This window comes from Phaeobacter italicus, assembly GCF_019801785.1.
Taxonomy (GTDB): domain Bacteria; phylum Pseudomonadota; class Alphaproteobacteria; order Rhodobacterales; family Rhodobacteraceae; genus Phaeobacter; species Phaeobacter italicus.
On record NZ_JAHVIJ010000001.1, the window covers coordinates 21,708 to 48,003 of the forward strand.

General features: G+C 61.9%; 20 protein-coding genes and 3 tRNA genes. 11 read left to right on the top strand and 12 right to left on the bottom strand.

Annotation, left to right across the window (positions count from 1 at the left end):
* Positions 1–588: an imidazoleglycerol-phosphate dehydratase HisB gene (hisB, locus tag KUV39_RS00145; protein WP_008559657.1), complete on the bottom strand. Its 588-nt coding sequence runs from the start codon at positions 586–588 to the stop codon at positions 1–3.
* A 249-nt stretch (positions 589–837) separates the two neighbouring features.
* On the opposite strand from hisB, the gene KUV39_RS00150 reads away from it, so the two are divergent.
* Positions 838–1,077, top strand: a complete 240-nt coding sequence (locus tag KUV39_RS00150; RefSeq protein ID WP_008562085.1) for an Lrp/AsnC family transcriptional regulator — start codon at positions 838–840, stop codon at positions 1,075–1,077.
* A gap of 426 nt (positions 1,078–1,503) precedes the next feature.
* Here the strand turns inward: KUV39_RS00150 and KUV39_RS00155 are convergent, their stop codons facing one another.
* From KUV39_RS00155 to KUV39_RS00180, 6 genes are all read right to left on the bottom strand, one after another.
* Positions 1,504–2,856, bottom strand: coding sequence for an aminotransferase (locus KUV39_RS00155; protein ID WP_222458623.1), 1,353 nt, complete (start codon positions 2,854–2,856; stop codon positions 1,504–1,506).
* Positions 2,857–3,067: 211 nt separating this feature from the next.
* Positions 3,068–3,142 (bottom strand) — tRNA-Gly (locus KUV39_RS00160).
* Between the two features lie 339 nt (positions 3,143–3,481).
* Positions 3,482–3,556: transfer RNA gene (locus KUV39_RS00165), tRNA-Gly, on the bottom strand.
* A 68-nt stretch (positions 3,557–3,624) separates the two neighbouring features.
* Entirely contained in the window at positions 3,625–4,536 is a 912-nt protein-coding gene (locus KUV39_RS00170) for a NaeI family type II restriction endonuclease (RefSeq protein WP_008561408.1), read from the bottom strand.
* Positions 4,537–4,710: 174 nt separating this feature from the next.
* Complete coding sequence (locus KUV39_RS00175) at positions 4,711–5,685, bottom strand: DNA cytosine methyltransferase (protein WP_046209933.1); 975 nt, start codon at positions 5,683–5,685, stop codon at positions 4,711–4,713.
* A 150-nt stretch (positions 5,686–5,835) separates the two neighbouring features.
* Positions 5,836–5,910 (bottom strand) — tRNA-Gly (locus tag KUV39_RS00180).
* Positions 5,911–6,129: 219 nt separating this feature from the next.
* Here KUV39_RS00180 and KUV39_RS00185 point away from each other — a divergent pair.
* On the top strand, positions 6,130–6,348 hold the full coding sequence (locus KUV39_RS00185; RefSeq protein WP_131724096.1) for a hypothetical protein: 219 nt from the start codon (positions 6,130–6,132) through the stop codon (positions 6,346–6,348).
* Positions 6,349–6,461: 113 nt separating this feature from the next.
* Here KUV39_RS00185 and KUV39_RS00190 read toward each other — a convergent pair whose 3' ends face one another.
* The 3 genes from KUV39_RS00190 to KUV39_RS00200 form a co-directional block, all read right to left on the bottom strand.
* Positions 6,462–9,905, bottom strand: a complete 3,444-nt coding sequence (locus tag KUV39_RS00190) for a pyruvate carboxylase (protein WP_046209935.1) — start codon at positions 9,903–9,905, stop codon at positions 6,462–6,464.
* A 126-nt stretch (positions 9,906–10,031) separates the two neighbouring features.
* Positions 10,032–11,237, bottom strand: a complete 1,206-nt coding sequence (locus KUV39_RS00195) for an alpha-hydroxy acid oxidase (protein WP_222458624.1) — start codon at positions 11,235–11,237, stop codon at positions 10,032–10,034.
* Positions 11,238–11,350: 113 nt separating this feature from the next.
* The gene (locus KUV39_RS00200) at positions 11,351–13,132 is read right to left on the bottom strand and encodes a sensor domain-containing diguanylate cyclase (RefSeq protein ID WP_222458625.1); all 1,782 of its coding nucleotides are present in this window, start codon (positions 13,130–13,132) and stop codon (positions 11,351–11,353) included.
* Between the two features lie 177 nt (positions 13,133–13,309).
* Here KUV39_RS00200 and KUV39_RS00205 point away from each other — a divergent pair, with 177 nt between their 5' ends.
* A complete protein-coding gene (locus KUV39_RS00205; RefSeq protein WP_222458626.1) occupies positions 13,310–15,670 on the top strand; it encodes an ATP-dependent helicase in 2,361 nt (786 codons plus the stop codon).
* 365 nt (positions 15,671–16,035) lie between these two features.
* Here KUV39_RS00205 and KUV39_RS00210 read toward each other — a convergent pair whose 3' ends face one another.
* A complete protein-coding gene (locus tag KUV39_RS00210; protein ID WP_008559016.1) occupies positions 16,036–16,254 on the bottom strand; it encodes a DUF1127 domain-containing protein in 219 nt (72 codons plus the stop codon).
* Positions 16,241–16,507 (bottom strand): hypothetical protein, encoded by a 267-nt coding sequence (locus KUV39_RS00215; RefSeq protein WP_046209938.1) that lies wholly within the window; start codon positions 16,505–16,507, stop codon positions 16,241–16,243. The genes KUV39_RS00210 and KUV39_RS00215 overlap by 14 nt, the downstream gene beginning before the upstream one ends.
* Positions 16,508–16,573: 66 nt before the next feature.
* Between KUV39_RS00215 and KUV39_RS00220 the strand changes: the two genes are divergently transcribed.
* From KUV39_RS00220 to mraY, 8 genes are all read left to right on the top strand, one after another.
* Entirely contained in the window at positions 16,574–17,644 is a 1,071-nt protein-coding gene (locus KUV39_RS00220) for an Mrp/NBP35 family ATP-binding protein (protein WP_222458627.1), read from the top strand.
* 773 nt (positions 17,645–18,417) lie between these two features.
* Complete coding sequence (gene mraZ / locus KUV39_RS00225; protein ID WP_074964208.1) at positions 18,418–18,921, top strand: division/cell wall cluster transcriptional repressor MraZ; 504 nt, start codon at positions 18,418–18,420, stop codon at positions 18,919–18,921.
* Positions 18,922–18,924: 3 nt separating this feature from the next.
* Entirely contained in the window at positions 18,925–19,917 is a 993-nt protein-coding gene (gene rsmH / locus KUV39_RS00230) for a 16S rRNA (cytosine(1402)-N(4))-methyltransferase RsmH (RefSeq protein ID WP_008561249.1), read from the top strand.
* Positions 19,914–20,270: a cell division protein FtsL gene (ftsL, locus tag KUV39_RS00235; RefSeq protein WP_037302496.1), complete on the top strand. Its 357-nt coding sequence runs from the start codon at positions 19,914–19,916 to the stop codon at positions 20,268–20,270. The genes rsmH and ftsL overlap by 4 nt, the downstream gene beginning before the upstream one ends.
* The gene (locus tag KUV39_RS00240) at positions 20,267–22,057 is read left to right on the top strand and encodes a peptidoglycan D,D-transpeptidase FtsI family protein (RefSeq protein ID WP_008559778.1); all 1,791 of its coding nucleotides are present in this window, start codon (positions 20,267–20,269) and stop codon (positions 22,055–22,057) included. The genes ftsL and KUV39_RS00240 overlap by 4 nt, the downstream gene beginning before the upstream one ends.
* A gap of 15 nt (positions 22,058–22,072) precedes the next feature.
* Complete coding sequence (locus KUV39_RS00245; protein ID WP_222458628.1) at positions 22,073–23,557, top strand: UDP-N-acetylmuramoyl-L-alanyl-D-glutamate--2,6-diaminopimelate ligase; 1,485 nt, start codon at positions 22,073–22,075, stop codon at positions 23,555–23,557.
* On the top strand, positions 23,554–24,966 hold the full coding sequence (locus KUV39_RS00250; RefSeq protein WP_222458629.1) for a UDP-N-acetylmuramoyl-tripeptide--D-alanyl-D-alanine ligase: 1,413 nt from the start codon (positions 23,554–23,556) through the stop codon (positions 24,964–24,966). Before KUV39_RS00245 ends, KUV39_RS00250 begins: the two co-directional genes overlap by 4 nt.
* Positions 24,967–24,994: 28 nt before the next feature.
* Positions 24,995–26,077, top strand: a complete 1,083-nt coding sequence (mraY, locus tag KUV39_RS00255) for a phospho-N-acetylmuramoyl-pentapeptide-transferase (protein WP_008562883.1) — start codon at positions 24,995–24,997, stop codon at positions 26,075–26,077.
* Positions 26,078–26,296 lie beyond the last annotated feature (219 nt).

The following is a 26,296-nucleotide window of genomic DNA, read 5'->3' on the forward strand; positions in this document are numbered from 1 at the left end:
TCAGAGCGCACCCTTGGTGGAAGGGATCGCATCCGCCTTGCGTGGATCGGTCTCCACGGCAGTGCGCAATGCACGTGCCACTGCTTTGAACGCCGCTTCGGCAATGTGGTGGCTGTTGAACCCATGCAGCTGATCGATGTGCAGGGTGATGCCACCATGGGTGCTCAGCGCCTGAAAGAACTCGCGCACCAGCTCGGTGTCGAAGGTGCCGATTTTCTGGGTTGGCAGATCGACATTCCAGATCAGGAACGGGCGCGCCGACAGATCGAGCGCACAGCGCACCTGCGCATCATCCATCGGCAGGTGGCATTCGCCATAGCGGTTGATGCCCTTCTTGTCGCCAAGCGCCGCAACCAGTGCCTGCCCCAGCGCGATGCCGGTGTCCTCGACCGTGTGGTGATCATCGATGTGATAATCCCCCTTGGCGCGGATGGTCATATCGATCAGCGAATGGCGCGACAGCTGGTCCAGCATATGGTCGAAAAAGCCGACCCCGGTCTGGTTGTCATAGGCGCCGGTGCCATCGAGGTTGACCTCGACAGTGATCTCGGTTTCGGCGGTCTTGCGGGTGATCTGAGCGGTGCGCATGGTCGGCATGTCCTTGATATCCTGCGCTGCTTATAGGGGCAGGGCGGGGGGACGCTCAAGCCTGACGCGTCAATTGGCACAAAACTGTTGCCCCCCGTGCCCGCAACGGGTGCAGCTCAGCGGTTCGCGACAGGCTGTGCGATGGGCCGGGGAAGGCCGGGGCAGGACGGTCGGCAGGGATTGCCTCTGCCGCGCGCGCGTGTCAGCTTGGCGCCCAAATACCGCATTCCCAAACAGTTGAGGGGCACCATGTCCACCTGCGTCTTTATCCAGATCCGCTGCAAACCCGGCACCACCTACAAGGTCGCCGAAGAAATCGCGCTGCGCGAAATCCACTCCGAGCTTTATTCCACCAGCGGTGATTTCGACCTGCTGATGAAACTCTACATCCCCAGCAATGAGGACGTGGGCAAATACATCAACGATCAGCTTCTGGACATCGAAGGGATCGAACGCTCGCTCACGACCATGACGTTCAAGGTGTTCTGAGCGATCAGATCCGCCCGCGTGGCAGGCGTCAGGTCAGCGCGGTTTCGCGGTCACAGGCCAGCTGCGCCGCCGCCCGGTCTGCATACATCGCGCAAACAACAAGGCGACGGCGTGCCTACAGGCCTGCCGCCGCCCCGGCCCCCGGTCCCTTACGGGAATACTAAAATCGCTAGGTCCTGAAATGCCTGCGAGAGCCCCCCGACGCTGACACCTCGTCGCGCGCCGTTCACGGGGAAAAAACTGCTCCGAGCGACAGAACCACCGCGCTGCGCTCTTTTTCGCCCAGACGGCAGTGAACTGCTCAAATTTCAGTCAGCTACCGATCGCAGCCTTCCCCGCAGCAAAAAAGGCAGCCCGAGAGGGCCGCCTTTTCCGTTTGTCCATAGTCGCATCGCGGGCCGCTTTGGGCACCGCATCGGGCCGGGATCAGCTGGCGATCAACCCCTGATCCGACAGCGCGTCATAGCTCGCATCAATTGCGGTCTTGAGGCGTGTCAGCATCTCGTCAACTTCGGCCTTGGTGATGATCAGCGGCGGGCACAGCGCCACGGCATTGCCCGCAACCGCCCGCAGGATCAGGCCGTTGTCCTGGCACAGCTTCTGCGCGGTTGCCCCGGCAGCGCCCTTGTCGAAACTCGCGCCCGTGGTTTTGTTCGACACCAGCTCCAGCGCCGCAATCAGGCCCTTGCCGCGCACCTCGCCCACCAGCGGGTGGTCGGTGAAGATCTCGCGCAGCTGCGCCTGCAGATAGGCGCCGACGTCGGCTGCGTGCTCAAACAGGTTGTCGCGCTCATAGATTTCCAGCGTCTTCAGGGCGGCGGCACAGGCGGCAGGGTGGCCCGAATAGGTATAGCCGTGACCAAACACGCCAACCTCATTGGTCTGGTTGATCATCGCCTCATACATCCAGCCGGGAATGACCGAAGCCGAGATCGGGAAATAGGCCGAGGACAGCTGCTTGGCAAAGGTCATCAGATCCGGCTTGATGCCCATGGTGGTGCAGCCGAAATCGGCCCCCGTGCGCCCAAAGCCGCAGATCACCTCATCGGCCCAGACCAGAATGCCATATTTGCGCAACAGCGCCTGCAGCCCTTCATAATAGCCTTCGGGCGGCACGATCACGCCCGACGCACCGGTGATCGGCTCCACGATCATCGCGGCAATCGTGTCGGGGTCTTCCGCGAGGATCTGATCTTCAAGGTTCTTCAGGATCCGTTCGACGAACTGGGCCTCTGTCTCATTGCCCTGCCGCGCGGTGTAATAATGGGGCGAATCCGCCCGCAGAATCGACAGCGCCTCCAGCGGGGCATCAAAATGGGCGAGGTTCGCGGGCAGCGAGGTCAGTGAACCGGCAGCAACCGTCACCCCGTGATAGCCGCGCTCGCGGGTGATGATCTTGCGCTTTTCCGGCTTGCCGATGGCGTTGAAGTAATAGCGCAGCATCTTGTAGTGCGTGTCATTGGCGTCCGAGCCGGAGTTGCCAAAGAAGATATAGGCATCCTCCACCGGCACCATCGCCTTGAGTTTCTCGGCCAGCTCCATGATCGGCTTGTGGGTTTTGCCGCCAAAGGTGTGTGAAAACGGCAGCTTGTGCAGCTGTTCGGTGATTGCATCCATCACCTCGGTGTTGCTGTAGCCCAGCGAGGTGCACCACAGGCCGGCCAGCCCTTCGATGTATTTGTTGCCGCCACTGTCGAACACATAGATGCCTTCGCCCCGCTCAAGGCAAAGCTGTTCGGTCGCGGTGAAATTGGTGGTGGGATAGATGACCGGTGCCATGGCGCGTGTCCTCCTGTGCTGGGCGCCACATGGATGGCGCGGGTGTGCCGGGACGGCTTGTCTCTGCCATCCCCTTGGCCACAGCATTGGCGGGTTTTGAGAGTCGCGTCAAAGGAATTTGATCAAATCCGCGCGCCATTTCCGCGCAGGCCCTTGAGTGGCCCGGAAACGAAAAAAGCCGCTCCGAAGAGCGGCCTTTTCGCGATCCAAATGGAGCGGGCGAGGCGATTCGAACGCCCGACCCTAACCTTGGCAAGGTTATGCTCTACCCCTGAGCTACGCCCGCGCTGCCATTTGGTGAGGTGGTATTTAGGAAATTGCGCTGACCCCTGCAAGCGAAAAATGACAGATTGGTGAAGAAATTTTCTGAACGGTTCTAAGGTCTTGCTGGAAACCTGCTCTTGCTGCCCCGCTAAAATACCCCTGAGACAGCACTGCGATAGTCGCGGGTCTGCTGTCGCAGGGGTTGCGCGCCAGAGGCAGGCCAGATCACACCACCGGCCACGAGCCTGCCGCCAGCCCACACGGTGTGAGCGCGGCAAGGGGCGGGGGCATCTGCTGTTTAAAATGAAGCCGGGGCAAACGAAAAAGGCCGCTCAGAAGAGCGGCCCTTTCGAGATCCAAATGGAGCGGGCGAGGCGATTCGAACGCCCGACCCTAACCTTGGCAAGGTTATGCTCTACCCCTGAGCTACGCCCGCGCTGCCATTTGGTGAGGCGGTATTTAGGAAATTGCGCTGACCCCTGCAAGAGGGAAAACGCAGGAATTTCACTCTTCGCTGAAAAAAGTCGGATCCAGCGGATGACCGGCACTTTGGGCCAGTTTCGCCTCACTCGCGTTGGCCGGTCGGGCCGAAATGAACTCTGACGCGCTGCAATGGGGCAGGTTCAGCGCCCGGATCAACTGCGCGTCCTTGCGCCCCTCCAGAATCAGCAGCCCCTCCTTGGCGAGAATGTCGCGCGTGCCATGCCCCCCGTCCGAGCGGATGCGGCGCATGAAATCCTTTTGATGGGCCACCGCTTCGACCACATCGCGGGGGATCGGCTGGCGCTGCAATTCGCGAAACAGGGCCGCAATCCGTGCATTGCCGCTCTCGCCTTCAAAAATCCGCGCCACGGCCTGTTCCGGTGCCGTGCGCCAGAAGTTCGCGGGATAGGGGTGATCCTTCAAAAGCCAGAGAATATGGCGAAACCCCTCTGCCGAAATCGAACGCTTGGCGTCCTTGTTCTGGCCCTGGGTCAGGTAGTCGGGGCGCGCAACGATCAGGCCCAGATAACACCGCGCGCGCGGTTCATCTGCGGCAACCAGAATGCAGGGCTGATCGACCGCCTCGGTCGGGATCATCCAGTTGCTGCCCATCGTGTGTTTGATATCGACGTCATGGCCCAGGATCACCGTGTCCAAACGCCCCTTGCGCAATCGCAACAACGCGCGCAGCTCGATTTCGACCCGGGTGCCGATATAGGTCTTTTCGGTCTTTTCCAGCTCTTCATACGACCGCCGCCCGGTTTTTGCGGTCATGATCACATCATCAATGCAGTCGCGCAGCATATGCGGCACGTCATATTCCAGCGCAAGCGTCCCGCCTGCGCGCTCTGTGATCTCGCACTCCAGCTGGAAGAGCGTGCCAAAATCGGGGTGATCGAAATCGACCAGGCTGTCCGGTAGTTTTTGTTTCATGGCAGGGCCTGCGCGGGCTGAACCCTTGGATTTGAGTATTTATGGAAAGATGACGGGCGCACTCGCCCTAGGCCGATAACCGGGTCGAAACCCGTCAGACCGGGCACAGCACGAGCCGCAAAACGGCAGGGCAGGGTGGGACTGCTGGCGAGACAGGGCCGGGCCGCCGCCATCTCAGCCCGCGGTGCCGCTGGCTGAGACCACCTGCAGGCTGGGACGCGCGATGGCCTGTCGGATCTGGCGGGCCACCGCCTCTGCCACCGGGGGCGGAAAGGCGTTGCCAACCTGACGATAGGCGTTGGTCTTGGCGCCAGTGAAATGCCAGCTGTCGGGAAACCCCTGAATGCGGGCAACCATGCGTACGGTCAGCCGGGGCATGTCGTTGTGAAAGGGGTCGGGCGCCTCGGGCGCGATGGTGCGCCCTTCGACGCCAAGTGCCGCCCAGGCGCGTCGCGCCCGTGTTGGCCCCAGATCCGGACCGCCATGTTTCTTGGATCCACCCACGATGGTGGGGGCGATTTCATCGGCCTTGGCCGCCCAGGCCTCTGCCCCGCGCCAGCCCCGTTCCTGCATCAGATCCAGCAGCGTTTCGCCAACCGTGGGCGGGTTGTGCGGCAGCGGGTCGGGCCAGGCAAACTGACCGGAGAATTCCTTGCGCAGGGCCACGATCGCCACGCGCGGGCGCAGCTGCGGGACACCGTAGTCTGAGGCATTCAGCAACCGCCAGTCGGTTTCATAACCCAGTTTGGCCAGCTGTTTCTTCAGCTTTTCGCGGTAGTCATGAAACACCGCGTCCAGAAAGCCGCGGACGTTCTCGATCATCACAGCCCGCGGACGGGTGGCAGCGACGATTTCAATGGCGTCATCAAACAGATTGCGCTCGTCCTTTTCGCCAAGCTGCTTGCCTGCGACGGAAAAGGGCGGGCAGGGCAGACCGCCGGCCAATAGATCGATCCCGTGATAGCTGTCGGCAACGTCTTTGAACTTGCGCACGTCCTCTTCCAGCACGTTCCACTGGGGGCGGTTGTGGCGCAGGGTGGCGCAGCAATGTTTGTCGATCTCTACCAGTGCGGTGTGTTCGAAACCGGCTTTTTCCAGCCCCAGTGCCTGACCACCTGCCCCCGCGCAGAGTTCTACCGAAGTCAACATTTTGCCCTGTCACCCGTCTGTCTGCGCCATGCTGGCCGTTCCTGCTCTGTTCTAGGGGCTGAAACGATTCCGCGCAAGCGGCTGCATGGGGGTTATCCACAAACAAAAAAGCCGCTGACGCAGCGGCGTCGAGCGGCTTTTTGATCCAAATGGAGCGGGCGAGGCGATTCGAACGCCCGACCCTAACCTTGGCAAGGTTATGCTCTACCCCTGAGCTACGCCCGCGCTGCCATTTGGTGAGGCGGGGTTTAGGCGCTTGGCGCGAGGGCTGCAAGTGAAAAACGCAAAGCTGGCGGCAAAAAAATGCCATCACGGCGATTTGAGCGACGGAAGGCCCCGCAGGCGGCGTATCACGGGTATGATAAGGACGGGGCCGGATGGGCGCAGGGCGCGCAATGGTCCCAAAACGGGCAGGAAAGACCCAAACATGAAAGGGAGCCCAAGATGACGTTGTTGAGCGAACCGCTACGCGCGCGGATGGGCCGGATCCTGGATCGTCGGCTGGAGTTTCTGCGCATGAGCTGCCTGATGGGCGCCATTGTTCTGGCGCTTGCAGGTCAGGGCATGGCTGTGGGGGCTGATCCGCTGTCTGCAGAGGACAAGGCCTCTCTCAGCGGTCTGTGGTTCTGGTCCTGCAGCGAGGACAAGACCGCGCTCTTGTAAGGACCGCGTACCGCCAATGAAAAAGGCGCCCCGCTGGGGGCGCCCTTAGGGCCTTGAAACCAGTATGAGGCCCTGCAACCTGTGTCGGCCGCAGGTCGCAATGTCATGGCCGCTTATTCCAGCTCGACCAACAGGTCCTTGGCGTCGATCTGACCACCCGCCTGAACATGCACGGCCTTGACCACCGCGTCGCGCTCGGCGTGGATGCCGGTCTCCATCTTCATCGCTTCGATGGTCAAGAGCATGTCGCCTTCATGCACCTGCTGGCCCACCTGTACCGCGACCGAGGCAACAACGCCGGGCATCGGTGCCCCAACGTGGTTGGGGTTGCCCTGTTCAGCCTTCGGGTTGGCCTGTGTCGTGGCCTTGACCAGACGGTTCGGCACGCGGATGACGCGGGGCTGGCCGTTCAGTTCAAAGAAGACTTTGACCTCACCCTTGTCATCGGTTTCACCGATGGCCTGCAGGCGGATTTCCAGCGTCTTGCCCGGATCGATCTCGGCCGAGATCTGCTCGCCCGGCTCCATCCCGTAAAAGAAGGTGCGGGTGGGCAGGGTGCGCACAGGGCCATAGGTCCGGTGGCGGCCCATGTAGTCCAGGAACACCTTGGGATACATCAGATAGCCGTTGAGATCCTCGTTATCGACCTTGAAGCCCTCAAGCTCCTTGGAGAGATCGGCGCGTACGGCTTCCAAATCGACGGGCTCAAGATGGGCGCCGGGGCGGGCGGTGTTGGGGGCATCGCCCTTCAGCACCTTGGACACGATGCCTTCGGGGAAACCACCCGGGGGCTGACCCAGGTTGCCGCGCATCATGTCCACGACAGAGTCGGGGAAGGCCACATCGGTCTTGGGGTCTTCGACCTCGGCGCGGCTCAGGCCCTGGCTGACCATCATCAGCGCCATGTCGCCCACCACTTTGGAGGAAGGGGTCACCTTCACGATGTCGCCAAACATCTGGTTCACATCAGCATAGGTCTGCGCCACGTCGGCCCATTTTTCTTCCAGTCCCAGCGAACGCGCCTGCGCCTTGAGGTTGGTGAACTGGCCGCCGGGCATCTCGTGCAGGTAAACCTCGGAGGCCGGTGCCTGCAGCCCGCTTTCAAAGGCCACATACTGTCCGCGCACCTGCTCCCAATAGCCGGAGATTTCGCGCACCTTCGAGATGTCGATGCCGGTGTCACGATCGGTGTTGCGCAGGGCTTCGACGATAGAGCCAAGGCAGGGCTGCGAGGTGCCGCCAGAGAAGGCGTCCATCGCCGCATCCACCGCATCCACGCCCGCATCAGCGGCAGCAAGAATGGTGGCACCCGCCACGCCAGAGGTGTCATGGGTGTGGAAATGGACCGGCAGGCCGACCTCTTCCTTCAGCGCCTTGACCAGCTGGCGCGCAGCCGCCGGTTTCAGCAGACCTGCCATGTCCTTCAGGCCTAGGATATGCGCGCCTGCGGCTTCCAGCTCCTTGGCCATGCCGACATAATACTTCAGGTCGTACTTGGACCGGTTCGGATCCAGAATGTCGCCGGTATAGCAGATTGTGCCTTCACAGATCTTGCCGCTGTCAACAACCGCATCCATTGCGACGCGCATGTTTTCAACCCAGTTGAGGCTGTCGAACACGCGGAACACGTCAACGCCGGTCTCTGCCGCCTGGCGGACAAATTCCTGCACCACATTGTCGGGGTAGTTGGTGTAGCCCACGCCGTTTGATGCGCGCAGCAGCATCTGTGTCATCAGGTTCGGCATTGCCTCGCGCAGGTCGCGCAGACGCTGCCAGGGGCATTCCTGCAAGAAGCGATAGGCCACGTCAAAGGTCGCACCACCCCAGCACTCGACAGAGAACAGCTGGTTCAGATGCTGCGCATAGGCAGGCGCGACCTTGATCATGTCGATCGACCGCATCCGGGTCGCCAGCAGGGACTGGTGGCCGTCACGCATGGTGGTATCGGTCAAGAGCAGCTGGCGCTGCGCTTTCATCCAATCGGCAACAGCCTGGGCGCCCTTTTGTTCCAGCAGGTTGCGGGTGCCGTAGGGCATGTTGCCGGGCTCGACCTTGGGCGCGCGCGGCTCTTTCAGATCTGCTGCCGGCTTGGCGCGGCCTTCGGTTTCGGGGTGCCCGTTCACGGTGATATCCGCGATATAGGTCAGCACCTTGGTGCCGCGGTCCTTGCGCTTGGCAAACTGGAACAGGTCCGGGGTCTCGTCGATGAATTTGGTGGTGTATTCATTCGACAGGAAGGTCGGGTGCTTCAGCAGGTTTTCAACAAAGGCGATGTTGGTGCTGACACCGCGCACACGGAATTCACGCAGGGCGCGGTCCATGCGGGCAATCGCCTTTTCCGGGGTCTGGGCCCAGGCCGTCACCTTGGTCAGGAGCGAGTCATAGTAGCGGGTGATGACGCCGCCCGCATAGGCGGTGCCGCCATCCAGACGGATGCCCATGCCGGTTGCCGAACGATAGGCCGTGATGCGGCCGTAGTCCGGGATAAAGTTGTTCAGCGGATCCTCAGTTGTCACGCGGGTCTGCAAAGCGTGACCATTGAGCCGGATCTCATCCTGCGATGCCTTGCCGGTGGCTTCGGCAATGGTCTTGCCCTCGGCGATCAGGATCTGGGCCTGCACGATGTCGATGCCGGTGACCTCTTCGGTCACGGTGTGTTCCACCTGCACGCGCGGGTTCACCTCGATGAAGTAGAACTTGCCGTCGTTCATATCCATCAGGAATTCGACGGTGCCTGCGCATTCATAGTTCACATGCTGACAGATCTTGCGGCCCAGGTCGCACAGCTCGGCGCGCTGCTCTTCGCTCAGGTAGGGGGCAGGGGCGCGCTCGACCACTTTCTGGTTGCGGCGCTGAACCGAACAGTCGCGTTCGTACAGGTGATAGATCTCGCCGTGCTTGTCGCCCAGAATCTGAACCTCGACGTGGCGGGCGCGGGTGATCATCTTTTCCAGATAGCCCTCGCCATTGCCAAAGGCAGCTTCCGCTTCGCGGCGGCCTTCCAGCACTTTTTCTTCCAACTCGTCCGGGCCGTGGATCGGGCGCATGCCGCGACCGCCGCCGCCCCAGGACGCCTTCAGCATCAAGGGATAGCCGATCTCTGCCGCTTCCTCGCGGATCGCGTCCATGTCGTTGCCCAGCACCTCGGTGGCCGGAATGACCGGCACGCCGGCTGCAATCGCCACCTTGCGGGCCGAGGCCTTGTCGCCAAGCGCGCGCATGGTTTCGGCCTTGGGGCCGATAAAGGTGATGCCGTTGCGGGCACAGGCGTCGACGAAATCCGGGTTCTCGGACAGCAGGCCGTAACCGGGGTGGATCGCATCGGCGCCGCTTTCCTTGGCGACACGGATGATTTCATCGATCGACAGATAGGCCGCAACCGGCCCAAGGCCCTCACCGATCCGATAGGCTTCGTCAGCCTTGAAACGGTGCAGCCCCAGCTTGTCCTCTTCGGCATAGACGGCGACCGTCTTCTTGCCCATCTCGTTGGCTGCCCGCATGACGCGGATGGCGATCTCGCCGCGGTTGGCGATCAGGATTTTCTTGAAGTCGGTCATGGCTTCCTCGAAGTCGTGCTGATTGGCGGTGTCATACGCGCAAATTAGGTACCGGTATAGACGTAGTTCTGGGTATGACCAGCGTGATAGCGCTGACCTGACGCCAGAATCCGGCATAATTCACGTTTATGGAGGGTCTTTTAGGTCCGCATCGGACTTAAATGTCGTTGTTTGTGTGGCAAATGACGCAAGCGACCGTGGAATCGGAAGCGCGTCCAAAGTCGCGGCCCCAAGTTGGCCCATGTTTGCTGACATATCTTTGCGCAGAATGTCGATCAGGTGATCCACGCCTTTCGGGCCAAGCGCGGCCAGCGCGAAATGAAAAGCCCGGCCCAGCATGACGAAATTCGCCCCCAGCGCCAGCGCCCGCAGGATATCAAGCCCGCCTTCGATGCCGCTGTCAAAGATCAGCGGCAGCCGGGTCGCCGCGCGCAGATCCGGCAGCACCTCTATTGCGGCAGGGGCGGCATCGAACTGACGCCCCGCATGATTGGAGATCCACAGCGCATCAACACCGATGGTCTCCAGAGGGGCGGCATCCTCGGCCCGCATGACCCCCTTGATGATCAGGGACCCCTGCCAATGATCGCGCAGCCATCTGACATAGTCCCAATCCGGCGAGGTGCGCAGCAGATAGCCGACATGCGCTGTTGACGACAGGCTGTCGAGCTGGCCGGTCACATATTTATCCAACGTGCGCATATGCGGCATGCCGCGCTGTGCCATCCCCATCGCCCAGGCTGGCCGCATGGCGACCTGCGCCAGCAGCCGCGGTGTCAGCCGCGGTGGCTGTGTCAGGCCAGAGCGGGTCTGCCGTTCGCGCCGCGACGCCACTGGCACATCAACCGTCAGCACCAACCCGGTGAACCCGGCCTTTTTCGCGCGCGCCAGCATATCCCGGCGGATGCCCGGATCCTTGGGCGGGTACAGCTGAAACCACGGCGATGCACCCAGATGTGGCGCCACATCCTCTGGCGACTGGCTGGCGACGGTCGACAGGCAATAGGGCAACCCATGCGCCGCTGCGGCCCGCGCCAGATGCTCCTCTGCGTCAGGCCAGACCAGCCCCGACATCCCGACAGGCGCAATGCCAAAGGGCAGGGGCCGATCAACCCCCAGGAACCGGCGGCTCAGATCGGGCTTTTGCGGGCCATGCAGGATGGAAGGAAGAAAACCGACCTGATCCAGCGCCATGCGATTGCGCGCCTTGGTGGCCTCGGTGCCGGTGCCACTGTCCAGATACTCCCAGACAAACCGAGGCAGGCGCCGTCGGGCGCGCTGACGAAGATCGCTGAGAGCCGGATAATGCTGATGCAGGTCCATGGCGCGCATTTGTTGCTGCCTTGCAGCAAAAGTCTAGTGCGAAGCGGGCATTGAAACAATTTTGTAACTATTTGTGCCCGCCCCGTTCCGGCGCAGTGTCGCGCGACCCGTGGGCGATAGCCCTATGCTGCGTCTGGTTTCTTGCCGGGCGTTTCGGCTGTGCCCTCAACCGGGGTAATCACGCTATCATTCTGATTTGCAACGTAAACCTGGTTTCGTCCGCGCGCCTTCGCTTCATATAGCGCCTCGTCCGCCGCGCGCATCAGATCCTGTGGCATTGTCCCATGCGAGGGGTAATGCGACACCCCGATAGAGATCGTCACCCGCGGCAGCGCCTTTTCGCCATAGCGTACCGTGACCTCCTCAACGGCCTGACGCACCAGTTCGGCGCGCGTCAGCGCATCTTCGGGCGTGGTGTCGGGCAGGATCAGCGTGAATTCTTCGCCGCCCGGACGACAGGCCACTTCATCGCCATCGCAGGCCTGCTCCAGCACCGATCCCACAGCGCGCAGCACCATGTCGCCCGCGTCATGGCCGTGGTTGTCATTGAATTTCTTGAAGTGGTCGACGTCGATGGCAATCAGGCTCAGCCGCGATCCCTGGCTCTGGCAGCGGCTGATGCCCTTGCGCAGGCTGTCGGTCATATGGCGGCGGTTGAACAGGCCGGTCAGCGGGTCGCGCACGGATTGGTCATGCAGCTGATCGCGCATCTGCACGTTGGAAATAGCCATGCTGATCTGTTCCGCACACATGCGGGCCAGCTTCTTGTTGGCTGCAAAATTCTCGCAATCCGCCGAATGGGCGCGCAGATGCATCAGGCCCACGGTTTCCCCATGCGCGAGGATGGGAAAGCAGAAATAAGGGCGCCCGTCGTGGGGTTCGGCATGTTCGCAAACAAATGTCACCTCGCCGCTGCCGTATTCATAAACCCGCCCGCGGCGCAGGCCCCAGCAGCTGTCGGGGTGGATGTGATCCTTGTGATCGCCACCATTCCAGCTGGCCCAGCCGTCCAGAACATCGCGCGAGTTCGAATAGACATAAACGCTGCCTTCGGCGTTGGGCAGGATGTGGGTCATGAATTTCGACACCATATCAAACAGCTCATCCAGCGACCGGCTGGATTGCAGCCATTCGTTCAACTCCCCAAGCAGCTTTACCTCGCGCGCAAGCCGCAGCTGTTCGTCCATCAGCTTGCGTTCGTGATCGGATTTGCGGCTCAGGGCGCGCATCTGTTTCTGATTGGTGCGAAAGATCACCAGGCTCACCAGCCCCATCGCCAGCAGACCCAATGTGCTCAGCGCCCCAAGAAGCATCCGCACCCGCGTGATGAAGGTGCCGCGCAGCGTGGTGACATCGGTGTAGAATTCCACGGCGCCAACCACCCGCCCATTGTCCGAAATCGGCGTGTAAACCTCCGCCACATTGTGCGGCGTCGCGTGTTCGACATGGGTCGAATGCAGGTTCAGCCCGTCAATCTCGGTCGCGGGTTTTTCCACCTGCTTGTAATAGGTTACACCTTGCATGACCTGCGCGGCAAAATAGGTGTTTTCATTCTGGGTGCCGACATCGTCAATGCGCGTCGACCAGAACACACGGCCCGTCTCGTCAAACAGCTTCAGCCGATACACATCCGAGGCTTCGGGCATCAATGTCAGATACTTCGCGTCCTCATCGTTCACATACCCGGTGATGAACGTCGCTTCGGCGTGTTCCAGATGCAGCACAACCCGGCGGCGCCACAGCTCTGCCTGCTTGCGAATGTCAGCCTCCAGCATGGCGTCGACAATGGGCGCGGGCAGTTTGTAGACACCCCAGGCGGAACCTGCCGCAACGGTTGCAAGCATGGCGGCAACGCTGACCCACTTCAGGTTCTGCCGCGCCGCGTTGCGGAATTTCTCAGACATTGTTTGCACTTTCGCCGTTTCCGTCTCAAAAATCCGCCCTATAGATTTCCGATGGATTAACTTCACCCCGCAGTAACTTTTCGATTTACCTAAATTTTTCGGTCTATCGTGATTTTCCCGTGAACATGTCGTGAACAAAGCCTTCCCCTTCGGGGCGATCCGTCCTAATTTGCGCCCATGAGCAGTTTTGACGATATCGACCCCTATGAGGGGATTTCGCTGTCCGCCCGCGCGATGGCGGCGCGACCCATGCCCTATCTCGACGGGCTGAACCCGGCGCAGCGTCAGGCCGTTGAATGCCTTGAAGGGCCGGTTCTCATGCTGGCGGGGGCTGGCACCGGCAAGACCAAGGCCCTGACCGCGCGCATCGTGCATCTGCTGATGACCGGCTCGGCCAAGCCAAATGAAATCCTTGCTGTGACCTTCACCAACAAGGCTGCCCGCGAGATGAAGGATCGCGTTGGCGCCATGCTGGGGCAGGCGATCGAGGGCGTGCCCTGGCTGGGCACGTTCCACTCCATCTGCGTGAAACTGCTACGCCGCCACGCCGAACTGGTGGGGCTCAAGTCGAATTTCACCATTCTGGACACCGACGATCAGATTCGCCTGCTGAAACAGCTGATCAAGGTAGAAGGCATCGACGATAAACGCTGGCCTGCGCGGATGCTGGCCGGGATCATCGATGACTGGAAAAACCGCGCTCTGATCCCGTCAAAGGTGCCGGTGGCCGACGCCAGCGCCTATAACCACCGTGGCGTTGATTTCTACGCCCAATATCAGACCCGCCTGAAAGAGCTGAACGCCGTCGATTTCGGTGATCTCCTGCTGCATATGGTCACGATCTTTCAGGACCACCCGGATGTTCTGGGTCAATATCAGCGCTGGTTCCGCTTTATCATGGTGGACGAATATCAGGATACCAACGTCGCCCAATACATGTGGCTGCGTCTGCTGGCGGGTGGGCATAAAAACATCTGCTGCGTGGGGGATGATGACCAGTCGATCTATGGCTGGCGCGGCGCTGAGGTGGGCAATATCCTGCGGTTTGAAAAGGATTTTCCGGGCGCAATGGTCGTCCGGTTGGAACAGAACTATCGCTCCACCGGGCATATCCTTGCCGCGGCGGGCGGCGTGATCCGGGGCAATGCGGCCCGTCTTGGCAAAGAGCTGTGGACCGAAGCCGGTGATGGCGAAAAGGTCCGTCTGATCGGCCATTGGGATGGCGAGGAAGAGGCGCGCTGGATCGGTGAGGAGATCGAAGCCATGCAGCGCGGCACCCGCGGCATGGCCCCCGTCGACCTGAACGACATGGCGATCCTGGTGCGGGCCTCCCACCAGATGCGCGCCTTTGAGGATCGGTTCCTGACCATCGGTCTGCCCTATCGCGTCATCGGCGGTCCGCGCTTTTACGAACGGCTCGAAATCCGCGATGCAATGGCCTATTTCCGCGTCGTGGTTTCGCCCGATGACGATCTTGCCTTTGAACGCATCGTCAACACCCCCAAACGTGGCCTTGGCGACAAGGCCCAGCAGACCATCCAGACCATCGCGCGCGCCAACGGCGTTTCGCTGGTCGAGGGCGCGCGCCTCGCGGTGGAAAGCGGCCAGATCAAGGGCAAAGGGGGCAAGGCCCTACGTGAACTGATCGAGGGGCTGATCCGCTGGGGGCGTCTGGCAGGGGATGCCGATATGACCCACATGGAGCTGGCCGAGGTCATTCTGGACGAAAGCGGCTACACCGGCATGTGGCAGGCCGACAAAACGCCCGAGGCACCGGGCCGTCTGGAAAACCTCAAGGAACTGGTCAAGGCGCTTGAGGCGTTTGAAAACCTGCAGGGCTTCCTCGAACACGTCAGCCTGATCATGGACAACGACAAACAGGACGCCGCGCAGAAGGTCTCTATCATGACGCTGCACGCAGCCAAGGGTCTGGAATTCCCCGCGGTATTCCTGCCGGGGTGGGAGGACGGCCTGTTTCCCTCGCAGCGCTCGATGGACGAAAGCGGCCTCAAGGGCCTGGAGGAGGAGCGCCGGCTGGCCTATGTGGGCATCACGCGGGCCGAGCAGATTTGCACGATCTCCTTTGCGGGCAACCGCCGCGTCTTTGGGCAATGGCAATCCCAGCTGCCTTCGCGCTTCATTGACGAGCTGCCAGAGGAACATGTCGAGGTCCTGACGCCCCCCGGCCTTTATGGTGGCGGCTATGGTGCGGCGGCCCCGGCAGGTGGCGGCAATGTCCGCTCCAGCATCGAGGAGCGCATGGCCTCTGTCGATGGCTACAACTCGCCGGGCTGGAAACGGATGCAGACCCGCGTCAGCGAACGCGGCCTGTCGCAACCCAAGGAAAGCCGCTCATCCATCATCGACATCACCGCCACCTCCAGCTTCATGGTGGGAGAGCGGGTGTTCCACCAGAAATTCGGCTATGGCGCAATTGTCGGCATCGAAGGTGACAAGCTGGAAGTGGAATTTGAAAAGGCAGGCAGCAAAAAGGTGGTCGCCAAATTCGTCACCGCCGCCGAGGACATTCCGTTCTAGCCCATCATCGCGTCAGTCCCGTCATAATGGGAAACGCATTGAGATCTGCATCAAGAAAACGCCAGCCACCAGGCTGGCGTTTTTGCGTTTGGTCGCCCGCCGCAATCGCGGGGCCCGCAACAGCAGCGCTGCGCAGGCGGGCAATCGGAGCAAAGAAAGCAATCAGGCAAAGAAAAACGGCGGCGCCCAGGGAGGAGGAGGGGCACCGCCGTTCTTAACAACACCACGCTTAAGGGAGGAGGAGGCGTGGTGTATCCGGGTCCAGCTATGACGCTGGTATTGGGTGCGGTGACATCAGGGAGGAGGAGGATGTCACCGCGATGACAGGCCTTCTAGGGAGGAGGAGAAGGAGGCCTGTGTCTCTATTACTTGGTGCCGTAGGCCGCTTCGTAAGCGACGCTGCGCAGCTGCGCGCGGCTCATGCCGAGATCCGCGAGTTCGCGACCAGACAGCGAGGACAGCTCGTTGATGGTCTCGCGATACATGCGGTAACGCGCGATCTTGTCTTTCAGTTCGTCGAATGCGGCGCGCAGGCTGAAGGCAGCAGCGCCTTTACGGGTGGTGATATTGTCAACAGCGGCCATCGTTATATTCCTCGGCGGTCAGTTCGTGTGTTGCCGTCTCCGGCGTCTCTTGAGGATGAAAATAGGCAATTGCTGCACATGCACAATCCCCAGAAGCGGCAATCCGGATATGCACCAAATGCATGGGTGCCTCTGGGTAAATCAGCAGATTGCTGCTGAGGTATGCAGCAGCGGGGCTGTTAGCGCTCATTTCTTTGGCAGCGTGCGAATTGCGCGCGCTTGATGCTGGCAGATATCGTGCAACTTTGCCCATGTGGTGCACCCACTTGGGCTTTGGCGCGGGCAGGGGTATATGACAGCTGTCAAACCGGAGATGCTCATGACCCCCACCAAGGATGAGATTCGCGCAGCGCTTGAACGTCTGCAATTGCCCGACGGCGGCACGCTGGTGTCGCGCGATATGCTGCGCGCCCTGACAATCGACGGCAGCCGCGTCAGTTTCGTGATCGAGGCCCCCAGCCCCCAGATCGCCACACAGATGGAGCCCCTGCGCCGCGCGGCAGAGGCAGCTGTCCTTGCGCTCGACGGGGTAGAGGCCGTGAGCGTCGCCCTGACCGCCCATGCGGATGGCCCCTCCAAACCGGCCCCCAGCCTGAAGGTCGGCGGCCACCCCAAGCCGCAGGCGGAACCGCTCAAGCCGAGCGGCGTCAAACGCATTCTGGCGGTGGGCTCCGGCAAGGGTGGCGTTGGTAAATCCACGGTCAGCGCAAACCTCGCCGTGGCGCTTGCCAGGCAGGGGCGCAAGGTGGGGCTTCTGGATGCCGACATCTATGGCCCCAGCCAGCCCCGCATGATGGGCGCAAGTGGCCGACCCGCCAGCCCGGATGGCAAGATCATCGAACCTCTGCACGCTCATGGCGTCACGCTGATGTCGATCGGCTTCATGGTGGACGAAGCCAAGGCCGTGGTCTGGCGTGGCCCGATGCTGATGGGCGCGCTGCAGCAGATGCTTGGTCAGGTGAACTGGGGTGAATTGGATGTGCTCATCGTTGATCTGCCGCCCGGCACCGGGGATGTGCAGCTGACGCTTTGCACCAAGGCAGAGCTGTCGGGCGCGATTGTGGTCTCCACCCCGCAGGACGTCGCGCTGATTGACGCGCGCAAGGCGCTCGACATGTTCGCCACTCTCAAGACGCCGGTGCTGGGGCTGATCGAAAACATGTCCTTCTTTGCCTGTCCTGATTGCGGCGGAGAGCATCACATCTTTGGTCACGGGGGTGTCGCCGCCGAAGCCGAGCGTCTGGGCGTGCCTCTTCTGGGATCACTGCCCATTGATCTGGATACGCGTCTGGCGGGGGATGCCGGCACGCCGGTGGCCGCCGGAGAGGGCGCGATGGCGCAGGCCTATGCCCGCATGGCCGAGGGGTTGGTGCGCGGCGGCATGGCCTGACCCGCGACATTATATGAATGAGTGACAGGGGCAGGGCCGATCCGGGCGCTGCCCCTTTCTCTATCCGGCCATCGCGCGGTGGGATGTCATGGGCGCGTCACTGCCGTTTCCCAGCCATGTCCCCGCCGGCCTTGGTCTGGGATCAGGTGGGAGGATATGGGCGTCATGGGAAATCATGGCCCATCTGGGGTGATGCTGGGCAAATCAGTCCCGAATCACTTGGACGATCCGGTGGTTTTTGGCGGAAATGGCCGCCGACCCCCCGAGAATCGGGGCGTCTCCCCTCCAGATCGACCCTGATTTCGGAAAATGAAAGCGATTCTGTGGGAATTCATGGAACTTTTTTCGACCCCGCTGCGACCACTACATATAGTCGTTTTCACGCTGGCTTAACATACCACTAGGTTTTGAATCGATTCTGCGCCAAAGAATCGGAGCGCCGTTATCGCCATGCGAGGGGAGGGTCCATAAAAAACAGTTGTGGCCCACGTATTCCCATAGTATCCCTAATTTATCGAATGAGACGGAGAGCAGGGGCGCCAAACGACCCCAACCAAAGACTAAAATAAGCAGGTTTCATACAGGCCTTCGCTTTCATCGAAAATAGAGATCCGGCGCGCGGGCGAGCAGACATCCCCCCAGGTGGCGCGCGCAGTCGGACACCCCGCAAGTCGGGACGAGGTGGCGGGTTGATCAGTGGCAGCAGATCAGCCCGCCCCTTTTGCTTCTGGGGATTGGTTCGGCACGAGGGACGCTGAAAAAGGGACGATAGATTGGGCCGTAGGTTCAGAGGTGAAAGCCACCACAAGGTGGATACAAAGGGGCGGGTGTCGATTCCGGCCTCCTTTCGCCGTGTTCTGGAGGCAGGTGATCCCAACTGGCAGTCCGGCAATGCGCCCGAACTCGTCATCGTCTACGGCGACCATCGCCGCAATTTTCTTGAATGTTACACCATGGAGGCCATCGAGGAGGTCGACGCAAAGATCGACTCCTTGCCACGCGGCTCCATGCCCCGCAAAATGCTGCAGCGCATGTTCCACGGTCAGTCCTTCCCGACCACCGTTGATGAAACCGGCCGCCTTGTGCTGCCCGCGAAGCTGCGCAACAAGATCGGACTGGAAGGCGAGGCCTTCTTTATCGCTGCGGGCGATACCTTCCAGATCTGGAAGCCAGAAACCTACGAAGAGGAAGAGTTGGCGAAATCCGAAGAGTGGATGGAAGATCTGCCAGAGGACTTCGACCCGATGGAATTCCTCGATGGCGCCGGAGGCGCTTGATCCATGACAACGGACCGTCAAACGTCTTCCGGTCCTCACGTACCGGTCCTTTTGCGCCCCCTCCTAGCTGCGGTTGCGCCTGTGTCCGGCCGCTGGCTGGATGGCACATTCGGCGCCGGTGGCTACAGCCGCGGCCTGCTTGAAGCAGGGGCCGATCACGTGATCGGCGTTGACCGCGATCCGCTGGCGTTTGAAATGGCTCAGGACTGGATTGGCGACTATGACGGTCGCCTGACCTTCCAGCAGGGTGTGTTTTCGCGCATGGATGAATATGCGCAGGATCTCGACGGGGTTGTGCTCGACCTTGGGGTGTCCTCCATGCAGCTGGACATGGCCGAACGTGGTTTTTCCTTCATGCGGGACGGGCCGCTCGATATGCGGATGTCGCAGGATGGCCCCTCCGCCGCCGATCTCGTGGCCGAGCTGGATGAGGCGGCGCTGGCGGATATCCTCTTTATGTTTGGCGAGGAACGCGCAAGCCGTCGCATTGCCCGCGCCATCGTCAAGGCCCGCACCGAAGCGCCGATCACCACCACCCTGCAGCTCGCAGGGATCATCGAAAGCTGCCTGCCGCGCTCCAAACCCGGCCAGTCGCATCCCGCAACGCGCAGCTTTCAGGGCCTGCGCATCGCGGTGAACGCAGAATACGAAGAGCTGTTCGAGGGTCTTCTGGCGGCAGAGCGCGCGCTGAAACCCGGTGGCCTGCTGGCCGTCGTGACCTTTCACTCGATCGAAGACCGGATGGTCAAACGCTTCTTCCAGCACCGCGCTGGCAAGACCGGCCGCGCCAACCGCTACGCGCCGGAACAGGAAGAAACCCCCTCCCAGTTCACCCTTGTCACCCGCAAGGCCGTGGGCCCCGATGACGAGGAGCTGGCCGAAAACCCGCGCTCGCGTTCGGCCCGCCTGCGGGTGGGGCGCCGCACCGATGCGGCCCCGGTCGAGATTTCGGCCAAAGACATTGGCATGCCTCAGCTAAAGGGCAAACGGTCATGAAAACGCTGCTTTACATCGTGACATCGCTCGCGGTCCTGGGCCTTGCGTTCTGGGCCTATCGCGAAAACTACACCACCCAGCAGGTGCTGAAGGAAACCCGCAGCCTGCAACGCCAGATCGGCGCCCAGCAGGCCCGGCTCAGCGTGTTGCGGGCAGAATGGGCCTATCTGAACCGCCCCCAGCGCCTGCGCGAACTGGCAGAGCTGAACTTTGACCGTCTCAGCCTGCTGCCCCTGCGTCCCGAACAATTTGGCCGCGTGGATGAGGTCGCCTATCCCCGCGACGAGGACGTGATCGAATTCTCCAACGGGGTCGAAGTGTCCTCGCTCAACGCACGGAGAGACCAGCCATGATCCGAACGCCGCTGCGCCCTCTGGCCCGCATTTTGACGGCCCGTGCCAACGGCGAAAATCCGGACGTGATCGAACGCGAAAACCTGCGTCAGCGCCATGCCGAAATGCAGGCTGCCTCGCGCCAGCGCGCCGAAGGGCGCCTGCTGGTTCTGGGTGTTTTCTTTTTGGTGGCCTTTACTGCCATTGCCGTTCGCATGGGCGCGCTTGCAACCTCAGAGGCGGTTGAACCTGTCGCCAGCACCGCGGGCGGCAGCGGCATTGCCATGCAGCGTGCCGATATCGTCGACCGCAAGGGGCGTATCCTTGCGACGAATTTCGAAACCCATTCGCTTTACGCCCAGCCGCCCCAAATGGTCGATCCCGAAGGCGCGGTAGAGCGTCTGGTCGAAATCTTTCCCGATCTGGATCGTGACCGCCTGCTTGAGGATTTCACCGGCAAGCGCAAGTTCGTGTGGATCAAGAAGAAAATCAGCCCCGAGCAGAAGCAGGCGGTGCATGACATCGGTGATCCCGGCCTGCTGTTTGGTCCCCGCGAAATGCGTCTTTATCCCAATGGCAGCCTCGCGGCTCATGTCATGGGCGGCGCCGGGTTTGGCAAGGAAGGCGTCACCGCCGCCGAGGTGATCGGCGTTGCGGGCGTGGAAAAGCAATTCGACGACTATCTCCGCGATCCGGCCAATGGGGGTCGTCCGCTGCAGCTCTCGCTGGATCTGACGGTTCAGGCCGCCTCTGAACAGGTGCTTCTGGGGGGCATGAAGCTGATGAACGCCAAGGGGGCGACATCGGTTTTGATGGATGTCTACACCGGCGAGGTGATCTCTGTTGTGTCGCTGCCGGATTTCGACCCCAACGACCGGCCGCGCCCGCCCACCTCTGGCTTTGACCCCTCGGTCAGCCCGCTGTTCAACCGCGCGGTGCAGGGGGTGTATGAACTGGGCTCGACCTTCAAGATTTTCACGGCAGCACAAGCGGTTGACCTTGGGCTGGTGAATTCCGAGACCATCATCGACACCTCTGGCCCGATGCGGATCGGTCGCTTTCCCATCGGCGAGTTCAACAACAAGAATTATGGCAAGCTGAGCGTCGCAGACATCATCGTCAACAGCTCCAACCGCGGCACCGGCCGACTGGCGCTGCAAATCGGCGCAGAGCGTCAGCAACAGTTCCTGCGCGCGCTTGGCATGTTCGACCCAACCCCGATCGAGATCGTCGAGGCCTCCGGCGGCCAGCCGCTGAAGCCCAAGAAATGGGGTGAACTCAGCACTGTGACCATCTCCTACGGTCACGGCTTGTCGACCAGCCCGATGCATCTGGCGGCGGGCTATGCCGCCATCGCCAACGGCGGTCGCTACGTCAGCCCGACCATCCTGCGCCAGACCGGGCCGCAGCTGGGGGATCGGGTGATGTCAGAGGACGCCGCCGCCCAGGCCCGCGCCATGCTGCGCAAGGTCGTGACCAGCGGCACCGCCTCTTTCGGGGAGGTTCCGGGCTATCAGGTCGGTGGCAAGACAGGCACAGCCGACAAACCCAAACCCCGTGGTGGCTATTATGAAAGCAAGGTCATCGCGACCTTTGCCGCCATGTTCCCGGCCCATGATCCAAAGTATGTGCTGATCGTCACACTTGATGAACCCTCGGTCATTGCCCACGGCGAAGAACGCCGCACAGCGGGTTGGACGGCGGTTCCTGTCGCAGGCGAGATGATCGGCAGAATTGCGCCGCTTCTGGGCCTCAGACCACAAGTTGAACCCGACCAGATCACTGGTATAACCCTCACCTCAAACTGATCAGGTGGGGTTGCTATGAGCACCAGTCAAAACCGTCCTCTGAGCCAGCTGGGGCTGACCGCCCGCGGCGGGGTCGATCCGATGATCTGCGGCATTGCCGTGGACAGCCGCAAGGTGGTCGAAGGGGGGCTGTTTGCGGCCCTTCCGGGCAGTCAGGTGCATGGGGCGAAATTCACCCCGGCCGCGCTTGGCAATGGGGCGGCGGCAATCCTGACCGACGCCGCCGGGGCGCAGATCGTGGCAGAGCTGTTGCGCGATTCCACCGTTGCGCTGGTGGTGGTCGAAGACCCGCGTCAGGCGCTGGCCTACGCGTCGGCCCTGTGGTTTGGCGCGCAGCCCGAAACCATGGTGGCAGTGACCGGCACCAATGGCAAAACCTCGGTGGCGAGCTTTGTGCGTCAGATCTGGATCGAGCTGGGCCACAAGGCGGTGAACCTTGGCACCACCGGTGTCGAAGGGGCCTGGAGCCATCCGCTCAACCATACCACACCCGAACCTGTCACGCTGCATGATGCGCTGGCGCAGGCCGCAGCTGCTGGCGTCACTCATGCCGCGATGGAGGCCTCCTCGCACGGACTGGACCAGCGGCGTCTTGACGGTGTGCATCTGGCGGCGGCGGGCTTTACCAATTTCACCCAGGACCATCTGGATTATCACGAAACATTCGAGGCGTATTTCGCGGCCAAGGCCGGGCTGTTTCGCCGGGTGCTGCCAGAAGATGGCGTTGCGGTCATCAATATGGACGATCCGCGCGGCCCTGAAATGCGCGCCATCGCCGCTGCGCGCGGGCAGGAGGTGATCTCTGTCGGGCGCGGCGCGGGCGATCTGTCCCTGATCGGCGCACGCTTTGATGCCTCTGGGCAGGACATGCGGTTTACCTGGCACGACAAACCCTATCAGGCGCGGCTGAACCTGATTGGCGGTTTCCAGGCCGAGAACATCCTGCTGGCCTGTGGTCTGGTGATCGCCAGCGGAGAAGACCCGCAGGCCGTGTTTGAGACGCTGCCACATCTGCAGACCGTGCGGGGCCGGATGCAGCTGGCGGCCACCCGCGACAATGGCGCGACGGTGTTTGTCGATTACGCCCATACCCCTGATGCGGTGGCCACTGCGATCAAGGCCCTGCGCCCGCATGTGCTGGGCCGGTTGGTGGCCATTGTCGGCGCTGGCGGTGATCGCGATGCCGCCAAGCGCCCGCTGATGGGGCAGGCCGCGCAGGAGAATGCGGATCTGGTGATTGTCACCGACGACAACCCCCGCAGTGAGGATCCGGCGGTGATCCGTGCCGCTGTCAAAGGCGGTGCGCCGGATGCGATGGAAGTGGGCGACCGGGCCGAGGCGATCTTGCGCGGCGTTGATGCGCTGGGGGCGGGCGATGCCCTGCTGATCTGCGGCAAAGGGCATGAGACCGGCCAGGTCGTTGGTACCGATGTTCTGCCCTTTGATGATGTCGAACAGGCGAGCATGGCTGTCGCCGCTCTGGACGGGAGGCTGGTATGACGCTTTGGACCGCTGAGGAAGCCGCCGCAGCAACCGGTGGCGTGGCCATTGGTGACTGGCATGTGAACGGGATTTCCATCGACACGCGCAGCATCGCCAAGGGAGATCTGTTCGTGGCCTTGAAGGCGGCGCGTGACGGCCATGACTTTGTGGCGCAGGCGCTGGAGAAAGGCGCGGGTGCTGCGCTGGTGTCGCGCAGACCCGAGGGCGTCAGCGAAGATGCGCCGCTGTTGCTGGTTGAGGATGTGCAGACCGGGCTGGAGGCCCTTGGCCGCGCGGGTCGTGCGCGCACGGATGCGCGGGTGATCGCGGTTACCGGATCGGTCGGCAAGACCTCGACCAAGGAAATGCTGGCGCGGATGCTGTCGGATCAGGGTCGCACCCATGCCGCCGTGGCGAGCTACAACAACCATTGGGGCGTGCCGCTGACGCTGGCGCGGATGCCGCGTGACACCGAATTTGCGGTGATCGAAATTGGCATGAACCACCCCGGCGAGATCAGCCCGCTTGCAAAACAGGCGCGCCCGCATGTGGCGATGGTCACAACCGTGGCCCCCGTGCATCTGGAGGCCTTTGACGGCATCGAAGGCATCGCCGCAGAGAAGGCCGCCATCATGGATGGTCTGGAGCCCGGCGGCGTTGCGGTTTTGAACGCCGATATTGCCGAGGCCCCGATTCTGCAGGCAGTTGCCGGGCGTGCGGCGCAGGATGTGAAGTGGTTTGGCACCGGTCAGGGGCCGATTGCGCCCACCTATCGGCTGGTCGCAACCACCCTGCGCGGAGATGAGACAGAGGCCGAAGTCACCCTGCCCGGCGGGCAGGGGCATCGTTTGCAGATCCAATCGCTTGGCGCGCATTTTGCAATGAACGCGCTTGGGGCGCTGGCCTGTCTTGCGGCTTTGGATCTGGATCTGACCAAGGCCGTGCAGAGCCTGTCACTCTGGTCGCCCGTCACCGGGCGCGGGGCGCGTGAAACCGTGTCTCTGGGCGCGGGGCGGGGCGAAATCCTGCTGCTGGATGACAGCTATAACGCCAACCCAACATCTGTGGCCGCCGCGCTGGCGGTGCTGGCGGCAACCCCCTGTGAGGGCCATCGCATCGCCTATCTTGGCGACATGAAAGAGCTCGGCCCGCAGGAAGCGACGCTGCACGCAGCCCTTGCTGATTTGCCCGCGATGGCGGATCTGGATGCGGTGCACTGCATCGGGCCTTTGATGGGCGCGCTTCATGCTGCCCTGCCTGCGGACAAACGCGGCGGGCACTATGCCAACAGCGCCGATGTGCTGGCTGATCTGCCGGGTCAGATCGGTGCAGGCGATGTTGTGCTGGCAAAAGGGTCTCTCAGCATGACGCTGGCCAAGGTTGTTGACGGCATCCGCGAATTGGGCCATGGCGAGGCCACTTCTTAAAAACACGTGAACTGAGGGACCGGCTGACATGCTCTATTGGTTGACCGCGCTGTCGGATGGGGGGGATTTTTTCAATCTCTTTCGCTACATCACCTTCCGGGCAGGCGGGGCCTTTTTGACGGCGCTTCTGTTCGGGTTTCTTTTTGGTCCGCCGCTGATCAATGTGCTGCGCCGCAAGCAGGGCAAGGGTCAGCCGATCCGCGATGACGGTCCGGAGGCGCATCTGGCCAAGGCCGGCACGCCCACCATGGGGGGGCTGCTGATCGTGGGGGCGCTGGTCACCGCGACGCTTTTGTGGGCGCGTTGGGATAACCCGTTTGTTTGGCTTGTTCTTTTTGTCACGCTGTCCTTTGGTCTCATCGGTTTTGCCGATGATTACGCCAAGGTGTCCAAGCAGAACACCGCGGGTGTTCCGGGCAAGCTGCGGCTGGCGCTGGGGATCACGATTGCGGTGATTGCAGCGCTTTGGGCGGCGGCCTATCACCCGGAGGCGCTGCAGAACCGTCTGGCGATGCCGGTGTTCAAGGATACGCTGATCAACCTTGGTCTGCTTTACGTGCCGTTTTCGATCTGCGTGATCGTGGGGGCTGCCAATGCGGTGAACCTGACCGATGGTCTGGATGGTCTTGCGATCATGCCGGTGATGATTGCGGCAGGAACGCTGGGCATCATCGCCTATGCGGTGGGGCGCGTTGACTTTACGGAATATCTGGACGTGCACTATGTGCCGGGCACCGGCGAGATCCTGATCTTTACCGCCGCGTTGTTTGGCGGTGGTCTGGGCTTTCTGTGGTACAACGCCCCGCCTGCTGCCGTGTTCATGGGCGACACCGGTTCGCTGGCCCTGGGGGGTGCGCTGGGGGCGATTGCGGTGGCAACCAAACACGAGCTGGTGCTGGCGATTGTCGGCGGCCTTTTTGTGGTAGAGGCGCTGTCGGTCATCATTCAGGTTCTCTACTTCAAGCGCACCGGCAAGCGGGTGTTCCTGATGGCGCCGATCCATCACCACTATGAGAAAAAGGGGTGGGCCGAACCCACGATCGTGATCCGCTTCTGGATCATCTCGCTGATCCTTGCGCTGATCGGACTGGCGACGCTGAAAGTGCGCTGAGCCAGCACGGATCGCCGCGGGCAGGGTGTCTGCCGCGGGGTGGTGCATTGTCCTGATCTTTTTTGGAACCGCCCGGAGCTGCCGCTTCGGGCGGTTTGTCTTTGCAGAAGAAGGCGGCGCCGCCGGAGGGGCGGAGGGTGGATGACCTTTGCCAGGGGTCATCTCCGTCTGTCGGCCTATACGGATCCCACGCCCTATGCCGACCCTGTTCGGGCAGCG